A 25,282-nucleotide genomic window follows, 5' to 3' on the forward strand; every position below is an offset into this window, starting at 1 on the left:
GTAATGACCGACGCCTTGCGCCTGATCCTTGAAGATGAAGACGGCACCCAGCTGGAAACTTCCTGCACCCGCTTTGCTGTGGTCTGGCAAGGCAAGGAAGTGTGGATTCAGCAGGATGGCCGTGGCCAGTTGCTGATCGGCGTGGATGTCGAGGAAGACGACACCGAGTATGCCAACTTGCTGCTGCGCCCGATGGCCACCAATCTGGTCAGCCTGCAGCTGGAAATGGAACCGGCAGAACTTGGCGAAGACGACGATCACGTTCATGGCCCTGACTGCGGTCACCACCACTAAGGAAGCACCTATGCTCGCCCTTGGCAAATTGCTTGAGCTGACCCTCACCGCTCACGAACCGGCTGAGAAGACCCAAGTGACACCCGGGGGCGCGCGTTTGCGATGGCTGGGGGAGGGCGCGCTCGAAGTGCGTCCGGCCGAAAGCGAAGATTGCGGGCTGGACTTGCTGTTGTCCGCCGGCATTCATGGCAACGAAACAGCGCCGATCGAATTGCTCGAACGGCTGCTGCACGGCGTGGCCAACGGCAAGATCAAACCCAGGGCACGGGTGCTGTTCCTGTTCGGCAACCCGGCGGCGATCCGCAAGGGCGAGCGCTTTATCGAACAGGACATCAACCGCTTGTTCAATGGTCGCCATGAGCTGTCCAGCGGGTTCGAAGCACTGCGTGCTGCCGAGCTTGAACAGTTCGCCCGGGTGTTCTTCAGCAAGCCGGGGCGCAACCGCCTGCATTACGACCTGCATACTGCCATCCGCGGTTCGAAGATCGAGCAATTCGCCTTGTACCCTTATAAAGAGGGGCGCAAGCACTCCCGTCGTGAGCTGGCGCGCCTGGCGGCGGCAGGTATGGAGGCGGTGCTGCTGCAAAGCAAGTCGTCCATCACCTTCAGTGCTTTCACCTACGAACAGCTTGAGGCTGAAGCTTTCACCCTGGAGTTGGGCAAGGCCCGACCGTTCGGCCAGAACGAGCAGGTGAACCTCGACAAGCTCGAAGAGCGGCTGATCCGCATCATCGAGGCTACCGAGCCCGAAAACGAAAGTTCGCTGGATGGCCTGCAGCTGTTCAGTGTTTCCCGCGAAATCATCAAGCACAGCGACAGCTTCCACCTGCACCTGCCGGCGGACATCGAAAACTTCTCCGAGCTGAGCAAGGGTTACCTGCTGGCTGAAGACCTGGCCGAGATGCGCTGGGTAGTCGAGGAGGAGGGCGCGCGCATCATCTTCCCCAATCCCAAGGTCAGGAACGGCCTGCGCGCCGGCATTCTGATCGTGCCGGATTCGGGGCAGCGGCTGGGGTGAGAGCGGTGTCGCCTGTTTCGCGGGTGAACCCGCTCCTACGGGCACGGCGCCACATTAAGGCCTTGCACATACCTTGTAGGAGCGGGTTTACCCGCGAACCAGGCGACACAGTTTCGGATCCTATCCATGATGAAAACCTTTTAATTCACCGCCTGTTCCCTTTTCCCCTCCCTTAAGCGGTAATTGGCTTGCCAGTGGCGAAACACAGGATTTAGCATCCGGTCATGTCGTTTTCGTTTGCATAGCCCGAAAAACCGTCCAAACGATGGCTTCTATCGTATAAACACACTGCATCAAGACTGCAGGACCGATATAATGCGGCCCTTTGCCGTCGTTTCGTCGACGCGTTTGCCCAACAGGGCCGCCGTTTCCGTGGAAGAACCTATGAAAAGCGCAGAAATCCGTGAAGCCTTCCTTCGCTTCTTCGAAGAGCAGGGACATACCCGAGTCGCCTCCAGTTCGCTGATCCCGAACAACGACCCGACCCTGCTGTTCACCAACGCAGGCATGAACCAGTTCAAGGACTGCTTCCTCGGTGCGGAGAAGCGCGCCTACACGCGTGCTGTCAGTAGCCAGAAGTGCGTGCGTGCCGGTGGCAAGCACAACGACCTGGAAAACGTCGGTTACACCGCGCGTCACCACACCTTCTTCGAAATGCTGGGCAACTTCAGCTTCGGCGACTATTTCAAGCGCGATGCCATTACCTTCGCCTGGACCTTCCTGACGTCTGAGCAGTGGCTGAACCTGCCCAAGGAAAAGCTCTGGGTCACCGTCTACGCCACCGACGACGAAGCCTACGACATCTGGACCAAGGAAGTCGGCGTGCCGGCCGAGCGCATGGTGCGCATCGGCGATAACAAGGGCGCCCCGTACGCCTCCGACAACTTCTGGACCATGGGCGATACCGGCCCGTGCGGCCCATGCACCGAGATTTTCTACGATCACGGCCCGGATATCTGGGGTGGCCCACCTGGCTCGCCAGAAGAAGACGGTGACCGCTACATCGAGATCTGGAACAACGTCTTCATGCAGTTCAACCGCACAGCCGACGGTGTGTTGCACCCGCTGCCAGCGCCGTCGGTGGACACCGGCATGGGCCTGGAGCGCGTCAGCGCCGTGCTGCAGCACGTGCATTCGAACTACGAGATCGACCTGTTCCAGAACCTGCTGGCTGCCGCAGCCCAGGCCATCGGTTGCAGCAATGACGGCCAGGCCTCGCTGAAAGTGGTCGCCGACCACATCCGTTCGTGCGGCTTCCTGATTGCCGACGGCGTGCTGCCGTCCAACGAAGGCCGTGGCTACGTGCTGCGCCGCATCATTCGCCGCGCTTGCCGTCACGGCAACAAGCTGGGTGCCAAGGGCAGCTTCTTCTACCAGATCGTTGCCGCACTGGCCGCTGAAATGGGCGAAGCCTTCCCGGAGCTGAAGAGCCAGCAAGCGCACATCGAGCGCGTGCTCAAGGCCGAAGAAGAGCAGTTCGCCAAGACCCTGGAGCAGGGCCTGCGCATCCTCGAGCAAGACCTGGCCCAGCTGAAAGGCGACGTGGTACCGGGCGACGTGGTGTTCAAGCTGTACGACACCTATGGCTTCCCGATGGACCTGACTGCCGACATCGCCCGTGAGCGTGAGCTGACTATCGACGAAGCCGGCTTCGAGCGTGAAATGGACGCCCAGCGTGAGCGTGCCCGTTCCGCCAGCGCCTTCGGCATGGATTACAACAGCCTGGTCAAGGTCGACAGCGCCACCGAGTTCCTCGGTTACGACACCACCGAGGGCCAGGGCAAGATCATCGCCCTGTACAAGGACGGCCAATCCGTTGACCAGCTGGGTGAAGGCGAGCAGGGCGTTGTGGTGCTCGACCGCACGCCGTTCTACGCCGAGTCCGGTGGCCAGGTCGGTGACAGCGGCTTCCTGCAGGCGGGTGCTGCACGCTTCGACGTGCGTGATACCACCAAGACCGGCGGCGCCTTCCTGCACCACGGCGTGGTGGCCAGCGGTGCGCTGCTGATCGGTTCGCCCGTCGAGGCCAAGGTCGATGCCGACGTACAGCACGCCACCTCGTTGAATCACTCCGCCACCCACCTGCTGCACGAAGCATTGCGCCAGGTACTGGGCGAGCATGTACAGCAGAAGGGCTCGCTGGTCGACAGCCAGCGCCTGCGTTTCGACTTCAGCCACTTCGAAGCGGTGAAGCCGGAGCAGATCAAGCAGCTGGAAGACATCGTCAACCGCGAGATTCGCAAGAACACCCCGGTTGAAACCGAACTGACCGACATCGAAACTGCCAAGGCCAAAGGCGCAATGGCGCTGTTCGGCGAGAAATACGGCGACACCGTGCGTGTGCTGAGCATGGGCGGTGATTTTTCGGTGGAATTGTGCGGCGGTATCCACGCCAAGCGCACCGGTGACATCAGCCTGTTCAAGATCATCAGCGAAGGCGGCGTAGCCTCTGGCGTGCGCCGTATCGAAGCCGTAACCGGTGCCGCTGCGCTGGCTTACCTGAACGCTGCCGAAGAGCAGGTCAAGGAAGCCGCACAACTGGTCAAGGGTAACCGCGACAACCTGATCGACAAGCTGTCGGCTGTGCTCGAGCGCAACCGCCAGCTGGAGAAGCAGCTGGAACAGCTGCAGGCCAAGGCCGCCAGCGCCGCCGGGGACGATCTCTCCAACGCGGCCGTTGAGGTCAAGGGTGCCAAGGTCCTCGCCGCCCGCCTGGATGGGCAGGATGGCAAGGCCCTGCTGGCCCTGGTCGATCAGCTGAAGAACAAGCTCGGCCACGCAGTGATCCTGCTGGGCAGCGAGCATGAGGGCAAGGTTGTGCTGGTGGCCGGCGTGACCAAGGACCTCTCCAGCCAACTCAAGGCTGGCGATCTGATGAAACAAGCCGCTGCGGCGGTGGGTGGCAAGGGCGGCGGCCGTCCGGACATGGCTCAGGGTGGTGGCGTCGACGTCGCTGCCCTGGACCAGGCCCTGGCGCTGGCCGTGCCATTCGCAGAGCAGGGACTTTGAGATGAGGGGGTGGAGGGTCTAGTGGCCACACAGGCCACTCCCGTCCACCCCTTCATGTTGGATTGTTTTTTGGGGCCCTGTATGGGCTGAGGCACCATTGAAATGGCGTTGATCGTACAGAAATTTGGCGGCACCTCTGTCGGTTCCATCGAGCGGATCGAGCAGGTAGCCGAAAAGGTCAAGAAACACCGTGAAGCGGGCGACGACCTGGTGGTTGTGCTGTCGGCCATGAGCGGTGAAACCAATCGCCTGATCGACTTGGCCAAGCAGATCACCGATCAGCCGGTTCCTCGTGAACTGGACGTGATCGTGTCGACGGGTGAGCAGGTCACCATTGCCCTGCTGACCATGGCCTTGATCAAGCGTGGTGTGCCAGCGGTGTCCTACACCGGCAACCAGGTGCGTATTCTCACCGACAGCTCGCACAACAAGGCGCGCATTCTGCAAATCGACGACCAGAAGATTCGTGCCGACCTCAAGGAAGGTCGCGTGGTCGTGGTTGCAGGCTTCCAGGGTGTCGACGAGCACGGCAGCATCACTACCCTGGGTCGTGGTGGCTCTGATACCACCGGCGTGGCTCTGGCGGCGGCGCTGAAGGCTGATGAGTGCCAGATCTACACTGATGTTGATGGCGTCTACACCACCGACCCGCGCGTCGTGCCACAGGCCCGTCGCCTGGAGAAGATCACCTTCGAAGAGATGCTGGAAATGGCCAGCCTTGGTTCCAAGGTGCTGCAGATCCGTTCGGTGGAGTTCGCCGGCAAGTACAACGTTCCGCTGCGCGTGCTGCACAGCTTCAAGGAGGGTCCGGGTACCCTCATTACCATTGATGAAGAGGAATCCATGGAACAGCCGATCATTTCCGGTATCGCCTTCAACCGTGATGAAGCAAAGCTGACCATTCGCGGCGTGCCGGATACCCCGGGCGTGGCCTTCAAGATCCTCGGCCCGATCAGCGCTTCGAACATCGAAGTCGACATGATCGTGCAGAACGTTGCTCACGATAACACCACCGACTTCACCTTCACCGTGCACCGCAATGAGTACGAGAAGGCGCAGAGCGTGCTGGAAAACACTGCGCGCGAAATCGGTGCCCGTGAAGTGATCGGCGACACCAAGATCGCCAAGGTCTCGATCGTTGGCGTCGGCATGCGTTCGCACGCCGGTGTTGCCAGCTGCATGTTCGAAGCCCTGGCCAAGGAGAGCATCAACATCCAGATGATCTCCACTTCCGAGATCAAGGTTTCGGTGGTGCTCGAAGAGAAGTACCTGGAGCTGGCCGTGCGCGCGCTGCATACCGCGTTCGATCTGGATGCTCCTGCCCGACAGGGCGAGTAAGGCGCTGCCTGGAAGGGCGCGGCTTGCCGCGCCCTTCGCGTTTCTGCTCGCCGCGCAGGCCCTGTCCTGCCCTGTGCGGCGAGTAACCGGGGCCATGGTCGTTGTCCGCGACCCGGCCCGATATCCAAGACTGTTACCCCTGAATGTTTTGCGTAAGGAGAAAGCTATGTTGATTCTGACTCGTCGGTGCGCCGAGAGCCTGATCATTGGAGACGGCGAGATCACCGTGACGGTGCTTGGCGTCAAAGGCAACCAGGTGCGTATTGGCGTGAGCGCCCCGAAAGAAGTGGCAGTTCACCGCGAGGAAATCTACCTGCGGATCAAGAAGGAGAAGGATGAAGAGCCAAGCCTTTAATTTTTTTGAAGTTTTTTTCAAAAAAAGGGTTGCAAAGGTGAAAGAGGTTCTTTAATATTCGCCTCGTGTTGCGGTGAGGTGGCCGAGTGGCCGAAGGCGCTCCCCTGCTAAGGGAGTATACCTCATAAGGGTATCGGGGGTTCGAATCCCCCCTTCACCGCCATTATTTGCGTAGGGCGCTGTAAACGGTAGGAACGCTAAGTAGTTGTTTTATAACGAAAAGCTTCTTGCAAAAATGTTTCAGCGACCTATAATGCGCGGCAAGACACGGACTCATAGCTCAGCTGGATAGAGTACTCGGCTACGAACCGAGCGGTCGCAGGTTCGAATCCTGCTGAGTCCGCCACTTTTGAAGTGGCTTTGTTTGCAAGGCTGCTTCAATCAACCAGCGGTATCTGGTCTAAAACTGCCAATTGCGGACTCATAGCTCAGCTGGATAGAGTACTCGGCTACGAACCGAGCGGTCGCAGGTTCGAATCCTGCTGAGTCCGCCACTTTCTTGAAGTGGTTCTGCTTGCAAAGCCATTTCAGTCAACCAGCGGTAATCTGGTTTAAAACTGCCAATCGCGGACTCATAGCTCAGCTGGATAGAGTACTCGGCTACGAACCGAGCGGTCGCAGGTTCGAATCCTGCTGAGTCCGCCACTTTCTTGAAGTGGTTCTGCTTGCAAAGCTACTTCAGTCAGCCAGTGGTAATCTGGTCTAAAACTACCACCACGGACTCATAGCTCAGCTGGATAGAGTACTCGGCTACGAACCGAGCGGTCGCAGGTTCGAATCCTGCTGAGTCCGCCACACCCCATCAGAAAGCCCGCTCAATAGAGCGGGCTTTTTGTTTGTGCGCCAATGAATTCTTGAGCCTGTCGATCTACGCTCTTCTGTAATGATTGCGGTGTAGTCTTGAGCCGCTGAGCGGCCTCAAAAATCAAATGTGCTTTCTCATCCACAACAACCGTCGCACTGATAGCTTCGAGTGTTGTCCCAGCTTTATCACGCAAACGATTGTTCTGGCCAAAAATTTAAGCGATCTGACAGCTTTAGCAGTGTATGATTGCGCCCGTCAGCCCCGCCGGGGCTTGTGGAAAACCACCATGGACTTACCCAGTAGTTACTCGCTAACACGATTCATACAGAAAGATCTGACCGATTGATTCCCTCGGCGTGCTCCGCTGCTGGGAGTGGAGTTCGCCTATGACCGAAGTAGAAGTTAAAAAAGCGCAAGAAAGCCTGCAGGATCGCCTGGCCCAGGTGGTCGAACTGCTGCAGCGTCAGCGCATGGTCGAAGACCTGACCCATCGCCAGGAAGGCGCGCACAATGACCTGGTGGAAAACCTGGTCCACCGCCAGAACCTCGTCGAGCTGCAGCGCAAGCTCGATGACCTGCACCCCGCCGACATCGCCTACATCCTCGAAGCCTTGCCCCTGGAAGATCGCCTGACGGTCTGGCAGCTGGTGCGCTCGGAGCGCGATGGCGACATCCTGCTGGAAGTTTCCGATTCGGTTCGCCAATCGCTGATCGCCGACATGGACGATCACGAGCTGCTGGCTGCCGCCAAGGAGATGGACGCCGACGAACTGGCCGACCTCGCCCCAGAGCTGCCGCGTGACGTTGTTCACGAGCTGATGGAAACCCTCGATGCCCAGCAACGCGAGCGGGTGCGTTCGGCGCTGAGCTACGACGAGGAGCAGGTCGGTGCGCTGATGGACTTCGAGATGGTCACCATCCGCGAAGACGTCAGCCTGGAAGTGGTGCTGCGCTACCTGCGCCGCCTGAAAGAATTGCCGAACCACACCGACAAGTTGTTCGTGGTCGATTACGACGGCATCCTCAAGGGGGTATTGCCGATCAAGCGCCTGCTGGTCAACGACCCGGAGAAGAAGGTGGCGGAGGTCATGGCGACCGACCCTGTCTCCTTCCAGCCAGAGGAAGATGCCTACGATGCAGCGCAGGCTTTCGAGCGTTATGACCTGGTATCCGCCCCGGTGGTGGACAAGAGCGAACGCCTGATCGGCCGTCTGACCATCGACGAAATGGTTGACCTGATTCGTGAGGAAAGCGAGAGCGAAGTCCTCAACATGGCGGGTCTGCGTGAAGAGGAAGATATTTTCGCCTCGGTCTGGCGTTCGTTCCGCAACCGTTGGGCGTGGCTGGCCATCAACCTGATTACCGCGTTCGTTGCTTCGCGAGTGATCGGGTTGTTCGAAGGTTCGATTGAAAAGCTGGTGGCGTTGGCTGCGTTGATGCCGATCGTTGCGGGTATTGGTGGCAACTCTGGTAACCAGACCATCACCATGATCGTCCGCGCCATGGCCCTGGACCAAGTGTCGCCAGGCAATACCAGTCGCTTGATGCGCAAGGAGTTGGCGGTGTCGCTGATCAACGGCCTGGTTTGGGGCGGAGTGATTGGTGCGGTGGCTTTCTGGCTGTATGGCAGCTGGTCGCTGGGGGTGGTGATGACCGCGGCGATGACCTTGAACTTGTTATTGGCGGCGCTGATGGGCGTGCTGATCCCGATGACCTTGGCCCGCTTGGGGCGCGACCCTGCGATGGGGGCGAGTGTGATGATCACTGCTGTGACCGACAGCGGTGGTTTCTTCATCTTCCTTGGGCTGGCCACGCTGTTCCTGTTGTAAGCCAATCCTCCCTGTGGGAACAATCCCGCAGGGAAATGGCCTTGCTGCCAGTCAGGCGCCCACAAAAAAGCCAGCTTACGCTGGCTTTTTCGTGTTCGCTGCAGCCCTCAGGAGGCGTCTGCGGCCATTTCCACATCGTGAGCGATGAGGGCGACCAGAGCGTTCTGCTGGCGGTGGGACAGTTGGCGGAAACGCTGCAGCAACTCGCGCTCATGCAGGGACAGTTCAGGGCTGTCCAGGCGCATGCTCAGTTCGTCACCCAGCGCACCTTCCTGGATAAGGCTCTGTTCCAGGCGTGCAATGATCTCGGAGTTCATGCTGCGGTGGTGGTTGCGCGCTACCTCGGCAATGCGCTCACGCATTCCGTCAGGCAGGCGGACGACGAACTTGTCAGCAGTGCGGCTCGAATAAATAGCCTGTTTCATTGGGCGCATATAAATTGACCAGAGTTTGGTTCAGGGGAAGCGGTTCTCAAATTGGCCGCACGGGATGGAAGTACGACCGTGGCGACGACAAAATGTTCAACCGCCAGTGAAAAATGGATGCTCATCTTGCCTCATGGTCGCCGTTTGCTTGGCGTCAATTATGTGACAAATAGTGATCCGGATAAAGGCTTTATGCCAGTACCAATTATCAGAAATGAGCACTGGTTTGAAAAGTTTTACATGCTCTGGCTAGCCTGGCCGTCAGTCTTTTGCCGTCAACAATCGGTAAAACGCAGAAAAATGCCCAGAAAAGCCCTAGAATGCGCCGGTTCCCTCCATAGAGCATAGTGGCTATGCAACATGACGCAAGTGACCGCCGATCAGGGGCGGGCCGGTTGATATTTTTGGTTGGGCCGTCGGGTTCCGGGAAAGATTCCCTGATCGACGCTTCGCGTGAGCAACTGGCCCTCGCCGGGGTAGAAATTGCCCGCCGTGTCATCACCCGTTCGGCTGAAGCCAAGGGCGAAGCTGCCCAAGGGGTCACGCCCGAGCAGTTTGATACCTTGCGTGCGCAGGGTGCGTTTGCCATGCACTGGCGGGCCAATGGCCTGGACTATGGCATACCCCGGCAGGTGGACCAGTGGTTGGCGGCGGGGAGGGCAGTGCTGGTGAATGGCTCGCGGGCTTATCTGCCAGAAGCCCGTCAGCGCTACCCGGATATGTTGGCCGTGTTGGTCGAGGTCAAGCCTGAGGTGCTGCGCCAGCGCTTGCTGGCCCGGGGCCGGGAAAGCGCAGAAGAAGTGGAGCAGCGCCTGGCGCGCAGTGCACGCTTGCAAGCTGCAGCCGACCCGTCGGTGCATGTGCTGGATAATTCTTCCACACTGGAGGCGGCGGTCGCCGCATTTGTTTCGCTGCTTCGCCATCAGGGCGTGCTACCGCGGGGATAGCAGCCGCAGAAAAGGATTACGCGAAAAAGCCCAGTTGAGGCATGACAAACGCCAGCATGCTGGTTAACATGCTGGCCATCCCGCTGTGCAGCGCTCGCTGCCGGTCGTAGCGTCTCAGTAGCTCAATTGGATAGAGCATCCCCCTCCTAAGGGGAAGGTTGCAGGTTCAATTCCTGCCTGGGACGCCATTCTCGTCATTCCCATTATTGTCTTCGTCGCCTTTGTCGCCGTCGTGCTGCTGTTGACAGCACCTGCGCTTGGCCAGCGCTGTCATGCATCACGTCCGTGGGCTAACGCCGCGCTTGGGGCCAGCCGCTGACGCATCAGGAAGTACCCCGCCACCACCAGCAGTACCGTCAGCACCGTGAACCAGAATTGGAAACGCGATGCCGGGTCGAACGCCTGGGTGCCGATGACTGCCAGCAAGGCGAACAGCGCAATGATATTGGTGTAGGGGAACAGCCAGGCACGGAAGGCGTTTGGGGCGACCGCTTCGTGGCGGGTTTTCCTGCGCATCGCCACGTGGGCGATGATGATGAAGATCCATACGACCATGACCAGGCTGCCGGTACTCTTGGCCAAGGTCATGAACAGGTCGCCGCCACTGACAAAGTGTACGGTCAGGATCATCGTGCAGATCGACAGGCTCAGCAGCAGTGCATTGATCGGTACGCCCTTGGCACTGGTGCGTGAGAACAGCTTGGGCGCGTGACCGCGCTGGCTCAGCGAGAACAGCATGCGCGAGTTGGAGAACATGAACGAGTTCATCACCGACATGAACGAGACGAACAGCACCAGTTTCATGGCCACTGCAGCACCACCGAACCCGGCCAGGCTGAACAGCGAAACATAGGGCGAGGCCAGGTTGGCCTTGTCGGTCCAGGGCAGGCAAAGGATCAGGATCGACACAGAGCCTACGTAGAACAGCATCACCCGCAGGATCACGCTCTTGATCGCACGGATCACGTTCTGTCGCGGGTTCTCTGACTCACCCGCGGCCACAGCGGCAATTTCGCTGCCGCCCAGGGAGAAAATCACCACGATAACGCCGGCCATCACCGGTGACAGGCCGTTGGGCATGAAGCCGTCATGGGCGGTGAGGTTGATCAGGCCGGGGGCGGGAATCTCACTGTGCAGGCCGAGCAGGATCGAGACGCCCAGCAGCATGAAGATGAGGATGGTGGCGACCTTCATCGCGGCCAGCCAATACTCGACTTCGGCAAACGAACGCACCGAGTAGGCGTTGCTGGCCATGAGTGTCACCAGCATCAGGAAGGCACCTGCCCAGATCGGTAGCCAGGGCAGGAAGTCATGCAGGATGGCGCCCAGCAGTACCGCTTCCAGGGTGATGGTCATCATCGACTTGAACCAGTACAGCCAGCCGACCGCAAACCCTGCCCAGTCACCGAGGTAGGTGTTGGCGTAGGTCGAGAACGACCCTGCATCCGGGTTGCGGCAGGCCATTTCGCCCAGCATGAACATGACCAGGGTGACCACCAGGCCACCAATGAAATACGACAGTATGGCCGCGGGCCCTGCCGATGCGATCAGTGAGCCCGAGCCCATGAACAGCCCTGCACCGATCACCCCGCCCAGCGCGATCATGGTGATATGCCGCTGCTTGAGGCTTTGCTTCAAACCGTGTGATTGCATTTCCTTGTCCTCTCTTATTTTAGGAGGGATCCGACACCGTCCCCCTACGCAGGCATCGTCATGCGCCTGCGTCCACGCGTGGCAAATAGCTACCAGCCTGCCACCCTGGACAATAAGGCCAAGGACCTCAAACGAATTCTCTGCACAACATCCTGCCGATTTTTCCTGAGACCGGTGATGGCCCCGTTAGCGTTGCAGTTGACGAAGCCATGCACCACCTGAACATCGACGCCACTGCACGCCTTCAAACCGCTCAGGCTGGGGCACCTTGGACGAACCGCGGCGCTCTCCTTACCGGCCGCTGGCATTCCCTCACACCGGGCTTGCCGCTTGTTGCTCTTCATCCACGCCGCCGTCCACCTTGGCGACCTGCTCTTGCGCTTTCTCCTCGATCTTGCGCTTGATGTCTTCTTTCATACGCTGTGCGATCAACTCGTCGACCTTTGCTTTCATTTCGGGCGGCAGGGCGTCGTACTCTTCTTCGGTCAAGCCTATTTCACGCAGCAGTTTTTCCTTGATCATCTCGCCGGGCGACTTGGACATGAAGTCGTGAAATTCCTGCCGGGCAGTCTTGGACGGCAGGGGTTCTCCGATGACCGGCTCGGTGGTCGCAGAACTCAGGTTTTGCAGCATCACCTTGAATTTGGCAAAGGCTTCTGCACGAGCATCCTCTGCGTTTTGCTGAGCGGTGCTGCCTCCATTCTGCTGTTGGCTCGCCGTGTTGGCGGTGGATATTGGCGTGCGGACCGGTGCAATCTGGGCCACTGCCTGCTCATCGCTGGTGGACCGAGGCTGATGGAGCGTGGGCTGCCAGCTGACGCCGTTAGGGGCGATTATCATGTTTCCTCCTTGGAAATCTCGTTGGCAGGTACCAAGCGCAAAAGCCATGCCAGCGCTTTGCCGGTCGAAATCAGGGCGTTGGCACTATTTCGGTTGCACGCGGGTGGGCATATGCTTGCCCGTGATAGGCATCATCTTGCCGCTCGCGGCAATCAACACCACTGTCGGCAGCCCCTTGATCGGAGCGCAGTTGCTGGGCATCAGGGAGAGCGTCCATGAGTCAAGACACCAAGCCGGTACCTGCCGGCTTCAGTGAACAGCAGTTGCACACCTTGTTCGATTTGATCAGCGATGGCATCTGGGACTGGAATGCCAATACCGGCTACGTTTATCGCAACCCGGGCTGGTACAACATGCTGGGTTATGCCAGCCACTCCATGGCCAACTCGGTATTTACCTGGGAAAGCGTGATCCATCCCGAAGACTACCCCCGGGTAATGGCCCATTTCGAGGCCTATATCAATCAGCGCAACGAGCGCTACCGCATTGAATACCGTTGCCGTTGTCAGGACGGCAGCTACATCTGGATCGAAGACAGCGGCTACGTCATCGCGCATAACGAGGACGGTTCCGTGGCACGCATGCTGGGTGCGCACCGCAATATCGACGCTGGCAAGCGTTTAGTGACTCAACTGGAACAGAAGAACCAGTCGCTGGAGTTTCAGGTGGCCGAACGCACCCGTGAGTTGTCCTGGGTGAACCAGCAGTTGCAGCGGCAACTGGACGAAAACCGTGAATTGGCCGAACGCGATGCGTTGACCCGTGTTGCCAACCGTTACCGGCTGGAGAGCGCGTTGCAGCGGGAGTGCCAGCGCGCCCAGCGCTTCCGCCAGCCGTTGTCGCTGATCGCCATGGACATGGATGATTTCAAACCGATCAATGACCGCTACGGTCACGCCCGTGGCGATGCGGCGCTGGTCCGGGTGGCCGAAAGCCTGCGCACCTGCTTGCGCGAACTGGACCTGCTGGCGCGCTGGGGCGGCGACGAGTTCGTCATCGTGCTGCCGCAGACCGCGTTGGGGGAGGCGCTGGATGTGGCGGCGCGCTTGCGCCAGGTGCTGGAGCAGGTGGAGCCGGTGGGTGATTGCCGGCTGACCATGAGCTATGGCGTGGTGCAATGGCTGGAAGGGGAGGACCAGCACGCGCTGCTGGCGCGTGCCGACAAGGCGCTCTACAGGGCCAAGGGTACAGGCAAGAACGCAATTGCCGAGTAGCTAGTGTGGTGTTTCACAAATAACGACCATAACTCGCGGCGCTTTTTGCGCTCATGCGGCGTTGTCGCTCCTCGCCGTAGCTGGGCTACGACTCGTCGCGACGCCTTGCCTGAGCGCAAAAATCGCTCGCGAGTTATTGGCCGTATTTGCAAAACACCACACTAGCCCCTCAAAGAGCGCGCTGTTTTCTGGAGGCTTGGATGGCCTGAATGAAAAAAGACCCGCAGCGCCTCTCGGCGCAGCGGGCCAAATCGGCCTCGGCCGCTTCAGTGTCAGATATGCAAGGCGTGGCCCAACGCGCGCAGGGCGGCTTCTTGCACCGCTTCACCCAACGTGGGGTGGGCATGAATGGTGCCGGCCACATCTTCCAGGCACGCGCCCATCTCCAGCGATTGGGCAAACGCGGTGGATAGCTCGGAGACCGCCACGCCAACCGCCTGCCAACCCACGATCAGGTGGTTGTCACGGCGCGCCACCACCCGCACGAAACCGCTTTTCGACTCCAGGCTCATGGCCCGGCCATTGGCGGCAAACGGGAACTGCGCGACGATGCAGTCCAGGCCCTGCTGGCTGGCTTGTTCCGGGGTTTTGCCGACCACCACCACTTCCGGGTCGGTAAAGCACACGGCGGCAATCGCTGCCGGCTCGAAGCGTCGGGCCTTGCCGGCGATGATTTCGGCGACCATCTCGCCCTGGGCCATGGCCCGGTGCGCCAGCATTGGTTCGCCAGCGACGTCGCCGATGGCCCAGACGTTGTGCATGCTGGTATGACAGCGCTCGTCGATGGCAATGGCGGCGCCGTTCATCTTCAGGTCCAGGCATTCCAGGTTGAAGCCCTTGGTGCGTGGCCGGCGGCCAACGGCCACCAGTACCTGGTCGGCCTCCAGGCGCAGTTGCCCACCCTTGCCGTCGCTGGCCAGCAGGCAGCCATTTTCGTAGCCCTCGACGCTGTGGCCCAGGTGCAAAGCGATGCCCAGTTTCTTCAGCGACTCGGCCACCGGGGCGGTCAATTCGCTGTCGTAGGTCGGCAGGATGCGCTCACGTGCTTCCACCACACTCACCTGTGCACCCAGCTTGCGATAGGCAATGCCCAGCTCCAGGCCGATATAGCCACCGCCAACCACTACCAGGTGTTGCGGCAGGGCTTTCGGCGCCAGGGCTTCGGTCGAGGAAATCACCGGGCCACCCAGCGGCAGCATCGGCAGTTCGACACTGCTGGAACCGGTCGCCAGCAACAGATGCTCGCACTGGATACGCTGGCCATCGACCTCGACCTGCTTGCCGTCCAGTACCTTGGCCCAGCCATGCATCACTTTCACCCCGTGCTTTTTCAGCAGGGCGGCAACACCGGTGGTCAGACGGTCGACAATGCCGTCCTTCCAGGTGACGCTCTGGCCGATGTCCAGGCGCGGCGAAGCCACGCTGATGCCCAGCGGCGAGGGTTCGGTAAAGCGCGAGGCCTGGTGAAACTGCTCGGCCACGTGGATCAGCGCCTTGGACGGGATGCAGCCGATGTTCAGGCAGGTGCCGCCCAGTGCCTGGCCTTCCACCAGTACGGTAGGAATGCCCAGTTGCCCGGCGCGGATGGCTGCTACATAGCCGCCAGGGCCGCCGCCGATGATCAACAGGGTAGTCTGGATAATCTGTTGCATGCTCACTCCACGAACAGGCAGGCGGGTTGTTCGAGCAGGCCACGCACGGCCTGGATGAACAGGGCGGCGTCCATGCCATCGACCACGCGATGGTCGAACGAACTGGACAGGTTCATCATCTTGCGCACGACGATCTGGCCGTCGATCACCACTGGCCGTTCGACCATGCGGTTGACCCCGACGATTGCCACTTCCGGGGTGTTGACCACCGGCGTGCTGACAATGCCACCCAAGGCGCCGAGGCTGGTCAGGGTGATGGTCGAACCGGACAGCTCCTCGCGGCTGGCCTTGTTGTTACGTGCAGCGTTGGCCAGGCGCGAAATCTCGCCGGCATTGGCCCACAGGCTGCCCGCTTCGGCGTGGCGCAACACGGGCACCATCAGGCCGTTGTCACCTTGGGTGGCAATGCCCACATGCACCGCGCCATGGCGGGTGATGATCTGCGCTTCGTCGTCGTAGGTCGCGTTGATCTGCGGGAAGTCACGCAGCGCTACGACCAGGGCGCGCACCAGGAATGGCAGCAAGGTCAGCTTGCCGCGGCTGTCGCCGTGCTTGCTGTTGAGTTGCTGGCGCAGGGCTTCCAGGGCGGTGACGTCGATTTCCTCGACATAACTGAAGTGCGCGACCCGGCGTTTGGCGTCCTGCATGCGCTGGGCGATCTTGCGGCGCAGGCCGATCACCGGCACCTGTTCACTGTCAGTGCGCTTGGCATAACCACCAGGTGCTTGCCCGGCATTGCTTTGCGGCTTGCTCATGAAGGCGTCGAGGTCTTCGTGCAGAATGCGCCCGGCCGGGCCGCTACCATGCACATAACGCAGTTCGATACCGGCGTCCAGGGCGCGTTTGCGCACGACAGGCGAGGCCAGCGGCTTGTCGCCCGGCTGGCGCGGCACGATGGGCGCAGCTTCGTGGTTGGTGGGCGCCTGGTACACGGCGGGTTTTAGGTCTTTCTGCGGTTCCGGCTTGGCTGCAATGGGGGCCGCCGGGGCCTCTACCGGTTTTGGCTGAGGCACATCCACATGGTTGCCACTGCCTTCCACTTCGATGCGGATCAGTTCGCTACCGACCGCCATCACTTCCCCGGGCTGGCCACCCAGGGCCAACACCTTGCCGCTGACCGGCGAGGGGATTTCCACGGTGGCCTTGTCGGTCATGACGTCGGCCACCACCTGGTCCTCGGCGATGATGTCGCCGACCTTGACGAACCATTCCACCAACTCGACCTGCGCGATGCCTTCGCCAATGTCCGGCATCTTGATGACGTGCGTGCCCATTCAGACCTCCATGACCTTTTTCAGTGCCGCCCCTACCCGCGAAGGGCCTGGGAAGTAAGCCCATTCCTGTGCGTGAGGGTAGGGGGTGTCCCAGCCGGTGACGCGCTCGATCGGCGCCTCCAGGTGGTGGAAGCAGTGCTCCTGCACCAGCGACACCAGCTCGGCACCGAAGCCGCAGGTGCGGGTGGCCTCGTGCACCACCACGCAACGGCCGGTCTTTTTCACCGACTCGACGATGGTGTCCAGGTCCAGCGGCCACAGGCTGCGCAGGTCGATCACTTCGGCATCGACGCCGCTTTCTTCGGCGGCCACCTGGGCCACGTACACCGTGGTGCCGTAGGTCAGCACGGTCACGTCATTGCCAGGGCGGGTAATGGCGGCCTTGTCCAGCGGTACGGTGTAATAGCCGTCGGGCACGGCGCTGTGCGGGTGCTTCGACCACGGTGTTACCGGGCGGTCGTGGTGGCCATCGAACGGGCCGTTGTACAGGCGTTTGGGCTCCAGGAAGATTACCGGGTCGTCGCATTCGATCGAGGCAATCAGCAGGCCTTTGGCGTCATAAGGGTTGGACGGCATCACGGTGCGCAGGCCGCAGACCTGGGTGAACATCGCTTCCGGGCTCTGGCTGTGAGTCTGGCCGCCATAGATGCCGCCGCCGCAAGGCATGCGCAGGGTCAGCGGGGCAATGAACTCGCCGGCCGACCGGTAACGCAGGCGTGCCAGCTCGGAGACGATCTGGTCGGAGGCCGGGTAGAAGTAGTCGGCGAACTGGATCTCCACCACCGGGCGCAGGCCATAGGCACCCATGCCCACGGCGGTACCGACGATGCCGCTCTCGGAGATTGGCGCGTCGAACACGCGCGATTTGCCGTACTTGTTCTGCAGGCCTTCGGTGCAGCGGAACACGCCGCCGAAGTAACCGACGTCCTGGCCGTACACCACCACATTGTCGTCGCGCTCAAGCATGACATCCATGGCCGAGCGCAGGGCCTGGATCATGGTCATGGTAGTGGTGGCCATGGCGGTTTCCGGGTTGATGCTGTTGTTGTGGTCGTTCATCTCAAACCCCCAGTTCCTGGCGTTGACGGCGCAGGTGTTCGGGCATCTCCTTGTACACATCCTCGAACATCGAGGCGGCGCTCGGGATGTGCCCGTTGGCCAGGGTGCCGTACTGCTCGGCTTCTTTCTGTGCGGCAATCACCGCAGCTTCGAGCTCGGCCGTGACGGCCTGGTGTTCTTCCTCGGACCAGTGGCCGATCTTGATCAGGTGCTGCTTCAGGCGGGCGATCGGGTCACCCAGCGGGAAGTGGCTCCAGTCGTCGGCAGGGCGGTACTTGGAGGGGTCGTCCGACGTCGAGTGCGGGCCGGCACGGTAGGTGACCCACTCGATCAGGCTTGGGCCCAGGCCGCGGCGGGCGCGCTCGGCCGCCCAGCGCGAGGCGGCGTACACGGCGACGAAGTCGTTGCCGTCAACCCGCAGCGAAGCAATACCGCAACCCACGCCACGGCCGGCAAAGGTGGTTGACTCGCCACCGGCGATGGCCTGGAAGGTGGAAATGGCCCACTGGTTGTTGACCACGTTGAGGATGACCGGGGCGCGGTATACGTGGGCAAAGGTAAGGGCGGTGTGGAAGTCTGACTCGGCAGTAGCGCCGTCACCGATCCACGCCGAGGCGATCTTGGTATCGCCCTTGATCGCCGATGCCATGGCCCAGCCGACCGCCTGTACGAACTGGGTCGCCAGGTTGCCGCTGATGGTGAAGAAGCCGGCTTCGCGCACCGAGTACATGATCGGCAACTGGCGGCCCTTGAGGGGGTCGCGCTCGTTGGACAGCAGTTGGCAGATCATCTCGACCAGCGACACGTCGCGGGCCATCAGGATGCTTTGCTGGCGGTAGGTCGGGAAGCACATGTCGGTGCGGTTCAGCGCCAGCGCCTGGCCGCTGCCGATGGCTTCTTCGCCCAGGCTTTGCATGTAGAAGGACATCTTCTTCTGGCGCTGGGCAACCACCATGCGGCTGTCGAAGATCCGCGTCTTGAGCATGGCGCGCATGCCTTGACGAAGGATCTGCGGGTCGATGTCTTCGGCCCAGGGGCCTTGCGCATCGCCTTGCTCGTCGAGCACGCGGACCAGGCTGTAGGACAGGTCGGCAGTGTCGGCAGCATCGACATCGATCGCGGGTTTACGGGCTTGACCTGCATCGTTGAGGCGCAGGTAGGAAAAATCGGTCTGGCAGCCTGGCCGGCCGGTGGGCTCGGGCACATGCAAACGCAGGGGGGCGTACTCGTTCATGCTTTTTACGCTCGCTCGGGTATTTGTTTTTGTGAGCTCTGAAGCGGCCGCCGCTGAGTACCGGCTTGTGACTGGTAAGTCAGCGTCACCTACATCTTAGTGGCCCGGCAGGAGAATTTTTCTCTCAAGTTGATTGCCTTTGCTGAGCGGGGCAGATAAACATTCCGCATAAACACAAAAAACCGGTGATTTTGTCTTATGCGCAAACTCGATCGTACTGATATCGGCATTCTCAACAGCCTGCAAGAGAACGCCCGCATCACCAATGCCGAGCTGGCACGCTCGGTGAACCTGTCGCCCACGCCTTGTTTCAACCGGGTGCGGGCCATGGAAGAACTGGGGGTGATCCGCCAGCAGGTGACCTTGCTGTCGCCTGAGGTGCTGGGGCTGGATGTGAATGTGTTTATCCATGTCAGCCTGGAAAAGCAGGTGGAGCAGTCGTTGCATCGCTTTGAAGAGGAGATCGCCGAGCGGCCTGAGGTGATGGAGTGCTACCTGATGACCGGCGACCCGGATTACCTGTTGCGGGTGCTGCTGCCGAGCATCCAGGCGCTGGAGCGGTTTCTCGATTACCTGACGCGCTTGCCGGGGGTGGCCAATATTCGTTCGAGTTTTGCCCTGAAGCAGGTGCGCTACAAGACGGCGTTGCCGTTGCCGGCCAATGGCATGACCTTGCGGGAGTAGGGGGCTGTGCCGGCCTCTTCGCGGGTGAACCCGCGCCTACACGGGTCGCACCCACCTGTAGGCGCGGGATCACCCGCGAAGAGGCCGACACAGGCACCTATATAGGCTGCTTGATATTTTAAACACCCGCAGCCTATGTTGTTGTCAGCCTACAACAACAAGGACAAGCGTCATGAGCACCGCTCAGCTCCAGGGCATCGATGAAATCGAATGCGTCACCCCCGACCTCAACGGCGTCCCGCGCGGCAAGGTGATGACCGCCGAAGGCTTCCTCGAAGGCCGTCGCCTGCAGATGGCCCGGGGAGTGCTGCTGCAGTGCATTATGGGCGGCTACCCAGCGGCGAAATTCTACGGCAGTGACGACGGCGACCTGGCACTGGTGGCCGAACCCAGTCAGGTCCACCGTCTGCCCTGGAGCCATGACGGCCGCGCCTTGGCCATCTGCGATGCCAACGAGCTGGATGGCCGGCCCTCTGCACTGTCCACCCGGGGCCAGCTAAAAGCCGTGATAGCCCGCTATGCGGCACTGGGCCTGGCGCCGGTAGTGGCAACCGAGCTGGAGTTCTTCGTCTTTGCCCCCAACACCGACCCGCAGCAACCGTTCCTGCCGCCTGTAGGCAGCGATGGCCGCCGCGAGCTGGGCCATTCGGCGTTCAGTGTCAGTTCCAACAATGGCCTGCGCCCGTTCTTCAAGGAGGTGTACCACTGCATGGCCGCGCTCGGCCTGCCACGTGACACCTTCATGCACGAAATGGGTGTCAGCCAGTTCGAGATCAACCTGCTGCACGGCGACCCGCTGCTGTTGGCCGACCAGACCTTCCTGTTCAAGCACCTGCTCAAGGAAGTGGCGCTCAAGCACGGGCTGACCGTAGTCTGCATGGCCAAGCCGCTGGCGCGTACGCCCGGCAGTTCCATGCACATTCACCAGAGCCTGGTCGAGGCCGGCAGCGGGCGTAACGTGTTCAGTGACGAGCAGGGCCTGCCGACAGACACCTTCCACCACTTCATCGGTGGGTTGCAGGCGTGCATGGCCGACTTCACCGCCCTGTTCGCGCCCAACGTCAATTCCTACCAGCGCCTGTGCCACCCCTATGCCTCGCCGAACAATGCGTGCTGGTCCGAGGACAATCGCGCTGCTGGCTTGCGCATTCCGGCCAGTGCACCGGTCGCCCGACGGGTGGAGAACCGCCTGCCGGGCGCCGATGCCAACCCGTACCTGGCCATTGCTGCCAGCCTGGCCGCCGGGCTGCATGGCATCGAGCAGCGCTTGCAACCATCGCCAGCCATCCAGGGCGAATTCGAAGTGCCCGAGCACCTGAGCCTGCCGTGCACGCTGCACGCGGCCCTTGAAAGGCTCAAGCGCAGCGCGCTGGCGCGGGAACTGTTCGGCAGCGAGTTCATCGAAGGCTACATTGCCAGCAAGACCCTTGAGCTGAGCGATTTCTTCGACGAGATCACGCCGTGGGAGCGCCGGGTCCTGGCGGCACAGGCCTGAGCGCGACACAACCTGCACCGGGCACGCCCCCGCAATGCCAAATAGCTGTCGGGGGGCCTGCGCCAGGCGGTTTTTGCCTTTATGCTGCTAGCACCCAAAACTGCCACCTGACCAGGGAGCTCCACGGGACGTATGCGAAATGTATGGAAGCCGTTTCAGTCGTTGTATTTCGCCGCGCTGATGATGTTGATCGGCTCGGGCCTGCTCAGCACCTACCTGGCCCTGCGCCTGGCTGCCGACCACGTCGACAGCCTGTGGGTGGGTGCGTTGATGGCGGCCAACTACTTTGGTCTGGCGGTTGGCGGCAAGGTTGGTCACCGGCTGATAGGACGGGTAGGGCACATACGCGCCTATGCCACCTGTGCCGGTATCGTCGGCGCTGCGGTGCTCGGTCATGGCCTGACCAGTTGGCTGCCGGCCTGGGTCGGGCTGCGCATGATCGTCGGCCTGGGGATGATGTGCCAATACATGGTCATCGAGAGCTGGCTCAATGAGCAGGCCGATGTGAAACACCGGGGCGCGGTGTTCAGCGGCTACATGATTGCCTCGTACCTGGGGCTGGTGCTTGGCCAGTTGATTCTGGTGGTGCACCCGCAGCTCGGCCCTGAGTTGCTGATGCTGGTGGCGATGTGCTTTGCCCTGTGCCTGGTGCCCGTGGCGATGACCCGGCGTATTCACCCGGCGCCCTTGCGCCCGGCACCGATGGAGCCGAAGTTCTTCATCAAGCGCGTGCCGCAGTCGCTCAGTACGGTTTTGGGCTCGGGGCTGATTGTCGGCTCGTTCTACGGTCTGGCGCCTTTATATGCGTCAAGCCAGGGGATGAGTACCGAGCAGATCGGTCTGTTCATGGGTAGCTGCATTTTTGCCGGCCTGCTGGTGCAGTGGCCGCTGGGCTGGTTGTCTGACCGTTATGACCGGGCGGTGCTGATTCGGAGTGTGGCAGTGGGGCTGGCGCTGGCTGCTGCGCCATTGGCAATACTGCCCAGTGTGCCGCTGGAGTTGCTGTTCGGTATCGGCTTCCTGATCTCGTTGCTGCAGTTTTGCCTGTACCCGCTGGCGGTTGCCTTTTCCAATGACCACGTGGAAAGCGAGCGCCGGGTATCGCTGACGGCGATGCTGTTGGTGACCTACGGTGTGGGTGCATGCGTCGGCCCGCTGGCGGCAGGGGTTCTGATGAAAGTGCTGGGCGCGCAGATGCTGTATGCCTTCTTCGTTTTCTTTGCCCTGGTGCTGGTCTGGCGTATTCGGCCGAAAGCGGTTACCGGCCTGCATCAGGTGCAGGACGCACCGCTGGGCCACGTGGCGATGCCGGCGGCCGGTTCGCCGTTGTCGGCGGCGCTGGACCCGCGGGTGGATGAGCAGACGGTGCAGGACGTGATGCAGGCGCCGGTGGCGGCTGAAGATACCGAGGATGAAGAGAAGGGCGCGCAGCAACAGGCGCCTGAACCTGAAGAGGTCAGCAAGTCGGTGTAGGAGCGGGTTTACCCGCGAAGAGGCCAGCCCAGCAGAAACACAAATGAAAACGCCACCTCAGCAGGTGGCGTTTTCTGTTTTACCGACCGACGATCAATAATCGTCCTTGTCGAACCGCCGCGCCTCACGCTGCAGCTGGTACACGAAACTCTCGATCTTGCGTTGAGCCTGCCCGCTCAGGTTGTGGAAGCGCACGCCGGCAAAGGTGGTGTTGATGCGCTCTTCATAGTGCAGATGACGCAGCTCGACCATGGTGTCCACCAGGCCCAGTGGGTTGCCTGCCTTGAAACGCTCATACACCTGGCCCAGTTGCAAGCGGTCTTCGACATTGCCTTCAAAGCGCAGTTTGCAGCCGGTGGCCGAGATATCCAGCAGCTTGCCTCGCATGGCGCCGTTGCCCTTGAGGTGAGCGCCGTCGAGGATGATATCGACCAGTTGCGATAGCTTCAGTGCGGCGCGGAAGGCGTTGCGGCGCTGGTGATAGGTCATCTCTTGCGGCAGGGCGCCGCTGTAGCAACGGTGGCCGTCGACTTCGCTGATTTTCAGTGCGTGATCGCATTCCCAGGCGATGCGTACACCATCGTGGAAGCCTTCGACACGGAAGTGCTCGCCGTTCTCGATGAATTTCTCGCCGTCACGGGGGATCATCTCATCCAGTGCCAGGGTGTTGCTTTCGCGGTCCACGTGCACCACATAGCTCTGGAAGCGCTGGCTGCGGTCATGGAAGGTGATGATCAGGGGGTCGTGGCTTTCCTGCAGCTGCCGCAAGTTGGCCGCAATCTCCAAGGGGGTGCTCAACACCTTGGGTGGTTGCGGGGCATCGGATTCATTGAACACAGCTTATCGTTCTCCAGGCAAAAGCGACACACGCAAGTAACGGCATTTTGCCACTATGTTCTGTGCCTTGATAGAAAAATCACACTTGGCTGAGCGCGCGCGGCTTGGCCAGAGGCGAGGTGCTGCCACGGCTGTCGTAGAGCGAAGGCGAGTCGCCGCCCATGAGGATCCGGATCTGGTTGTTGGTGACGTGTTGCTGCACCTGGATGATCCGGCCATTGGTTTCGTTAAGCTGTTGGCAGGCTTGCATCAACTGGCTGATCACGTCCAGTTGTTGTAGGATCAATTCACCGTTAGGCGATTGGGCCGCCACAGCCTCCACGCCGGCGCGATCTGCGCTCAGGCCAAGGCTGGTGAGCAGGTTGTTGCGCCGCAGGCCTTGCTGCTCCAGCAACACGATCAAAGACTGCTTGCGGGCCAGGATATTTTCCAGTGGCGCCATATCGCGGCCATGCAGGGCTACCGACTCCTTCTGCAGAAGGTCGAGCAGTTCCTGCATCGGGGCAATGTCATCTTCGATCAGTTGCAGCAAGGTGGTGTCGTGCATGGCTAACTCTTGGCTTTTCAGGCGTCCGTGAAGTCAGCGCGCCGTACGGTCAGCGCTGGGCTTCGAAATCGAGCAGTTTGCTGGCGACCCGGCCGGCATCGACCTGGTAGCTGCCGTCGGCGATTGCCTGCTTCAACTGGGCCACACGGGCGCTGTTGACCACGGGCTCGTCGCGCAGCTTGTCGCTGATCTTCTGCAACTGCTGTGCCTCTTGGCTGAGGTGTACCGCCTCTCCGCTGGCGCTGGTGTCTTTCACCGCTTCCTGGCTGGCTGCCGGTTTTTCGGCGCTGCCGGACGCGGTGTTGCCGCGCACGCCGCCCGTGACGGACGGAGAGTTATTTAAACGACTGAAGTCGATGACCATGATCAGAAACCTCTGGGTATTTGGACGCTTGCCTTGTTTTCGGCCAACCCGATATAAACTTTAGGCACAAATGCATTGCCGCCTGTCGGCAAGCCCGCGAACCCGTGTTCTGACACAGTTTAGGAAAAGCGGTTCCTCACTGCCAGCGCAATCTGGTAGCCAGCCTACATACTGACCTCGACCTGGCCCGGGCCGGTCACCCTGGCCTTGACCACGCGTTTTGAATTGAGGTTGCGTACCCGGATCTGCTCGCTCAGGCCGCCCTTGCTCAGGGCTTCGCCCGGCATGCGCACACTCAGGCTGCCACTGCGGGCGATGATCACCACCTGGTCACCCTTGCGCACCACCTCGGCCTGTTCCAGGTGTTGCGGGGTGAGCACCTGGTCGATCACCGTGGGGCGCAGCATCTTCATGCCCACCGCCTGGTCCAGCTCGGTCAGAAAGCCCTGGCCCAGGGTGCCGACATCGCGCTCGCGCAGGGCCACGTCACCTTCGCCGACCGTGTTGTCGCGCTTGAGCGGACGGGTCACCACCACCACGTCGCGGAAAAGTCGCACGGTGGCCGGCACAAATACCGTCCACGGTGCTGCGCCGTTGCAACGTATCCGTACCGTCACCCGGCCCAGCGGCTGTGCCGGGCTTTCCAGTGAGGCGTCCAGCTGCTGGCTGCACAGCGGCATGCGCAGGCGTGGGTCCAGCGGGTTGACCTGGATTTCATAGCGGCCGGCAGTCTGGGTGGTGGACAGATAATCTTCAACGGTGAATTCAAGAAACCCTTGGGTGACACCGATAAGCTGTTCAGGCAAGGTGAACGCGTTCGCCACCGTGCGAACGCCGGGCATCAGCAGGCACAGCGTGGCCAGCGGGCCAGTCAGCAGGCGTGTCAATCGTCGGGAAAATGTCGTTTTCGTGTGCATGACACTCAAAAAAGCAAAG

The 25,282-nt window shown here is 61.0% G+C and carries 23 protein-coding genes and 6 tRNA genes; 17 read left to right on the top strand and 12 right to left on the bottom strand.

The genetic code is table 11. From position 1 onward, the window contains the following. The first annotated feature begins 3 nt into the window (after positions 1-3). The 10 genes from ACZ889_RS11185 to ACZ889_RS11230 all read left to right on the top strand — a co-directional run bounded on the left by ACZ889_RS11185 (position 4) and on the right by ACZ889_RS11230 (position 6,809). Positions 4-294 carry a topoisomerase II gene (locus ACZ889_RS11185; protein WP_003254508.1) on the top strand — a complete coding sequence of 97 codons (291 nt, stop codon included), beginning with the start codon at positions 4-6 and terminating at the stop codon, positions 292-294. Positions 295-304: 10 nt separating this feature from the next. Then, a complete protein-coding gene (astE, locus tag ACZ889_RS11190) occupies positions 305-1,312 on the top strand; it encodes a succinylglutamate desuccinylase (RefSeq protein WP_003254507.1) in 1,008 nt (335 codons plus the stop codon). A 384-nt stretch (positions 1,313-1,696) separates the two neighbouring features. Beyond that, a complete protein-coding gene (alaS, locus tag ACZ889_RS11195; protein WP_003254505.1) occupies positions 1,697-4,321 on the top strand; it encodes an alanine--tRNA ligase in 2,625 nt (874 codons plus the stop codon). Between the two features lie 102 nt (positions 4,322-4,423). After that, positions 4,424-5,659: an aspartate kinase gene (locus ACZ889_RS11200; RefSeq protein ID WP_003254504.1), complete on the top strand. Its 1,236-nt coding sequence runs from the start codon at positions 4,424-4,426 to the stop codon at positions 5,657-5,659. Between the two features lie 166 nt (positions 5,660-5,825). Further along, positions 5,826-6,014: a carbon storage regulator CsrA gene (csrA, locus tag ACZ889_RS11205; RefSeq protein ID WP_003254503.1), complete on the top strand. Its 189-nt coding sequence runs from the start codon at positions 5,826-5,828 to the stop codon at positions 6,012-6,014. Positions 6,015-6,086: 72 nt separating this feature from the next. Then, positions 6,087-6,177 (top strand) — tRNA-Ser (locus ACZ889_RS11210). A 106-nt stretch (positions 6,178-6,283) separates the two neighbouring features. Then, positions 6,284-6,360: transfer RNA gene (locus ACZ889_RS11215), tRNA-Arg, on the top strand. Positions 6,361-6,431: 71 nt separating this feature from the next. After that, positions 6,432-6,508 (top strand) — tRNA-Arg (locus ACZ889_RS11220). Between the two features lie 74 nt (positions 6,509-6,582). Then, a tRNA-Arg gene (locus ACZ889_RS11225) sits at positions 6,583-6,659 on the top strand. A gap of 73 nt (positions 6,660-6,732) precedes the next feature. Beyond that, positions 6,733-6,809: transfer RNA gene (locus ACZ889_RS11230), tRNA-Arg, on the top strand. Positions 6,810-6,829: 20 nt separating this feature from the next. Here the strand turns inward: ACZ889_RS11230 and ACZ889_RS11235 are convergent. Then, the gene (locus ACZ889_RS11235; protein WP_127644222.1) at positions 6,830-7,012 is read right to left on the bottom strand and encodes a hypothetical protein; all 183 of its coding nucleotides are present in this window, start codon (positions 7,010-7,012) and stop codon (positions 6,830-6,832) included. Between the two features lie 193 nt (positions 7,013-7,205). On the opposite strand from ACZ889_RS11235, the gene mgtE reads away from it, so the two are divergent. Further along, positions 7,206-8,648, top strand: coding sequence for a magnesium transporter (gene mgtE / locus ACZ889_RS11240; RefSeq protein WP_003254500.1), 1,443 nt, complete (start codon positions 7,206-7,208; stop codon positions 8,646-8,648). A gap of 107 nt (positions 8,649-8,755) precedes the next feature. On the opposite strand, the gene ACZ889_RS11245 is transcribed toward mgtE, so the two are convergent. Beyond that, complete coding sequence (locus tag ACZ889_RS11245) at positions 8,756-9,082, bottom strand: Arc family DNA-binding protein (RefSeq protein ID WP_003254499.1); 327 nt, start codon at positions 9,080-9,082, stop codon at positions 8,756-8,758. A 344-nt stretch (positions 9,083-9,426) separates the two neighbouring features. On the opposite strand from ACZ889_RS11245, the gene phnN reads away from it, so the two are divergent. Both phnN and ACZ889_RS11255 read left to right on the top strand, forming a co-directional pair. Then, positions 9,427-10,020 carry a phosphonate metabolism protein/1,5-bisphosphokinase (PRPP-forming) PhnN gene (gene phnN, locus ACZ889_RS11250; RefSeq protein WP_180688656.1) on the top strand — a complete coding sequence of 198 codons (594 nt, stop codon included), beginning with the start codon at positions 9,427-9,429 and terminating at the stop codon, positions 10,018-10,020. Between the two features lie 111 nt (positions 10,021-10,131). Beyond that, positions 10,132-10,208, top strand: a tRNA-Arg gene (locus ACZ889_RS11255). Between the two features lie 82 nt (positions 10,209-10,290). Here the strand turns inward: ACZ889_RS11255 and ACZ889_RS11260 are convergent. Both ACZ889_RS11260 and ACZ889_RS11265 read right to left on the bottom strand, forming a co-directional pair. Further along, positions 10,291-11,673: an amino acid permease gene (locus ACZ889_RS11260; protein WP_003254493.1), complete on the bottom strand. Its 1,383-nt coding sequence runs from the start codon at positions 11,671-11,673 to the stop codon at positions 10,291-10,293. A 312-nt stretch (positions 11,674-11,985) separates the two neighbouring features. After that, positions 11,986-12,513, bottom strand: a complete 528-nt coding sequence (locus ACZ889_RS11265) for a hypothetical protein (protein ID WP_003254492.1) — start codon at positions 12,511-12,513, stop codon at positions 11,986-11,988. Between the two features lie 215 nt (positions 12,514-12,728). On the opposite strand from ACZ889_RS11265, the gene ACZ889_RS11270 reads away from it, so the two are divergent. Further along, the gene (locus ACZ889_RS11270; protein ID WP_180688655.1) at positions 12,729-13,727 is read left to right on the top strand and encodes a sensor domain-containing diguanylate cyclase; all 999 of its coding nucleotides are present in this window, start codon (positions 12,729-12,731) and stop codon (positions 13,725-13,727) included. A 272-nt stretch (positions 13,728-13,999) separates the two neighbouring features. Here the strand turns inward: ACZ889_RS11270 and lpdA are convergent, their stop codons facing one another. From lpdA to ACZ889_RS11290, 4 genes are read right to left on the bottom strand one after another with little or no spacing between them, the layout of a single operon-like run. After that, positions 14,000-15,379 (bottom strand): dihydrolipoyl dehydrogenase, encoded by a 1,380-nt coding sequence (lpdA, locus tag ACZ889_RS11275; RefSeq protein ID WP_003254489.1) that lies wholly within the window; start codon positions 15,377-15,379, stop codon positions 14,000-14,002. A gap of 2 nt (positions 15,380-15,381) precedes the next feature. Next, a complete protein-coding gene (locus ACZ889_RS11280; protein WP_476257380.1) occupies positions 15,382-16,653 on the bottom strand; it encodes a dihydrolipoamide acetyltransferase family protein in 1,272 nt (423 codons plus the stop codon). Next, complete coding sequence (locus ACZ889_RS11285) at positions 16,654-17,712, bottom strand: alpha-ketoacid dehydrogenase subunit beta (protein WP_012051588.1); 1,059 nt, start codon at positions 17,710-17,712, stop codon at positions 16,654-16,656. It abuts the gene before it with no gap. A 1-nt stretch (position 17,713) separates the two neighbouring features. Next, positions 17,714-18,946, bottom strand: a complete 1,233-nt coding sequence (locus ACZ889_RS11290) for a 3-methyl-2-oxobutanoate dehydrogenase (2-methylpropanoyl-transferring) subunit alpha (protein ID WP_003254486.1) — start codon at positions 18,944-18,946, stop codon at positions 17,714-17,716. Positions 18,947-19,144: 198 nt separating this feature from the next. On the opposite strand from ACZ889_RS11290, the gene bkdR reads away from it, so the two are divergent. From bkdR to ACZ889_RS11305, 3 genes are all read left to right on the top strand, one after another. Beyond that, positions 19,145-19,630, top strand: coding sequence for a Bkd operon transcriptional regulator BkdR (gene bkdR, locus ACZ889_RS11295; RefSeq protein WP_003254485.1), 486 nt, complete (start codon positions 19,145-19,147; stop codon positions 19,628-19,630). Positions 19,631-19,883: 253 nt separating this feature from the next. Continuing rightward, a complete protein-coding gene (locus tag ACZ889_RS11300) occupies positions 19,884-21,125 on the top strand; it encodes a glutamine synthetase family protein (protein ID WP_180690151.1) in 1,242 nt (413 codons plus the stop codon). A gap of 132 nt (positions 21,126-21,257) precedes the next feature. Beyond that, positions 21,258-22,598 (top strand): MFS transporter, encoded by a 1,341-nt coding sequence (locus ACZ889_RS11305; RefSeq protein WP_064614948.1) that lies wholly within the window; start codon positions 21,258-21,260, stop codon positions 22,596-22,598. A gap of 93 nt (positions 22,599-22,691) precedes the next feature. On the opposite strand, the gene ACZ889_RS11310 is transcribed toward ACZ889_RS11305, so the two are convergent. From ACZ889_RS11310 to flgA, 4 genes are all read right to left on the bottom strand, one after another. Beyond that, complete coding sequence (locus tag ACZ889_RS11310; protein ID WP_012051591.1) at positions 22,692-23,435, bottom strand: flagellar brake protein; 744 nt, start codon at positions 23,433-23,435, stop codon at positions 22,692-22,694. 79 nt (positions 23,436-23,514) lie between these two features. Further along, positions 23,515-23,982: a flagella synthesis protein FlgN gene (locus ACZ889_RS11315; protein WP_012051592.1), complete on the bottom strand. Its 468-nt coding sequence runs from the start codon at positions 23,980-23,982 to the stop codon at positions 23,515-23,517. 49 nt (positions 23,983-24,031) lie between these two features. After that, positions 24,032-24,346, bottom strand: a complete 315-nt coding sequence (gene flgM / locus ACZ889_RS11320) for a flagellar biosynthesis anti-sigma factor FlgM (protein ID WP_003254479.1) — start codon at positions 24,344-24,346, stop codon at positions 24,032-24,034. Between the two features lie 164 nt (positions 24,347-24,510). Further along, positions 24,511-25,263, bottom strand: coding sequence for a flagellar basal body P-ring formation chaperone FlgA (flgA, locus tag ACZ889_RS11325; RefSeq protein ID WP_012051593.1), 753 nt, complete (start codon positions 25,261-25,263; stop codon positions 24,511-24,513). Positions 25,264-25,282: the final 19 nt, after the last annotated feature.

The sequence above is a fragment of the Pseudomonas sp. TE3895 genome, assembly GCF_056278855.1.

Excerpts from the sequence above, each read along its gene's own strand:
- ACZ889_RS11185 (WP_003254508.1), top strand. The coding sequence starts at position 4 with ATGACCGACGCCTTGCGCCTGATCCTTGAAGATGAAGACGGCACCCAG.
- astE (WP_003254507.1), top strand. The coding sequence starts at position 305 with ATGCTCGCCCTTGGCAAATTGCTTGAGCTGACCCTCACCGCTCACGAA.
- alaS (WP_003254505.1), top strand. The coding sequence starts at position 1,697 with ATGAAAAGCGCAGAAATCCGTGAAGCCTTCCTTCGCTTCTTCGAAGAG.
- ACZ889_RS11200 (WP_003254504.1), top strand. The coding sequence starts at position 4,424 with ATGGCGTTGATCGTACAGAAATTTGGCGGCACCTCTGTCGGTTCCATC.
- csrA (WP_003254503.1), top strand. The coding sequence starts at position 5,826 with ATGTTGATTCTGACTCGTCGGTGCGCCGAGAGCCTGATCATTGGAGAC.
- mgtE (WP_003254500.1), top strand. The coding sequence starts at position 7,206 with ATGACCGAAGTAGAAGTTAAAAAAGCGCAAGAAAGCCTGCAGGATCGC.
- ACZ889_RS11245 (WP_003254499.1), bottom strand. The coding sequence starts at position 9,082 with ATGCGCCCAATGAAACAGGCTATTTATTCGAGCCGCACTGCTGACAAG.
- phnN (WP_180688656.1), top strand. The coding sequence starts at position 9,427 with ATGCAACATGACGCAAGTGACCGCCGATCAGGGGCGGGCCGGTTGATA.
- ACZ889_RS11260 (WP_003254493.1), bottom strand. The coding sequence starts at position 11,673 with ATGCAATCACACGGTTTGAAGCAAAGCCTCAAGCAGCGGCATATCACC.
- ACZ889_RS11265 (WP_003254492.1), bottom strand. The coding sequence starts at position 12,513 with ATGATAATCGCCCCTAACGGCGTCAGCTGGCAGCCCACGCTCCATCAG.
- ACZ889_RS11270 (WP_180688655.1), top strand. The coding sequence starts at position 12,729 with ATGAGTCAAGACACCAAGCCGGTACCTGCCGGCTTCAGTGAACAGCAG.
- lpdA (WP_003254489.1), bottom strand. The coding sequence starts at position 15,379 with ATGCAACAGATTATCCAGACTACCCTGTTGATCATCGGCGGCGGCCCT.
- ACZ889_RS11280 (WP_476257380.1), bottom strand. The coding sequence starts at position 16,653 with ATGGGCACGCACGTCATCAAGATGCCGGACATTGGCGAAGGCATCGCG.
- ACZ889_RS11285 (WP_012051588.1), bottom strand. The coding sequence starts at position 17,712 with ATGAACGACCACAACAACAGCATCAACCCGGAAACCGCCATGGCCACC.
- ACZ889_RS11290 (WP_003254486.1), bottom strand. The coding sequence starts at position 18,946 with ATGAACGAGTACGCCCCCCTGCGTTTGCATGTGCCCGAGCCCACCGGC.
- bkdR (WP_003254485.1), top strand. The coding sequence starts at position 19,145 with ATGCGCAAACTCGATCGTACTGATATCGGCATTCTCAACAGCCTGCAA.
- ACZ889_RS11300 (WP_180690151.1), top strand. The coding sequence starts at position 19,884 with ATGACCGCCGAAGGCTTCCTCGAAGGCCGTCGCCTGCAGATGGCCCGG.
- ACZ889_RS11305 (WP_064614948.1), top strand. The coding sequence starts at position 21,258 with ATGCGAAATGTATGGAAGCCGTTTCAGTCGTTGTATTTCGCCGCGCTG.
- ACZ889_RS11315 (WP_012051592.1), bottom strand. The coding sequence starts at position 23,982 with ATGCACGACACCACCTTGCTGCAACTGATCGAAGATGACATTGCCCCG.
- flgM (WP_003254479.1), bottom strand. The coding sequence starts at position 24,346 with ATGGTCATCGACTTCAGTCGTTTAAATAACTCTCCGTCCGTCACGGGC.
- flgA (WP_012051593.1), bottom strand. The coding sequence starts at position 25,263 with ATGCACACGAAAACGACATTTTCCCGACGATTGACACGCCTGCTGACT.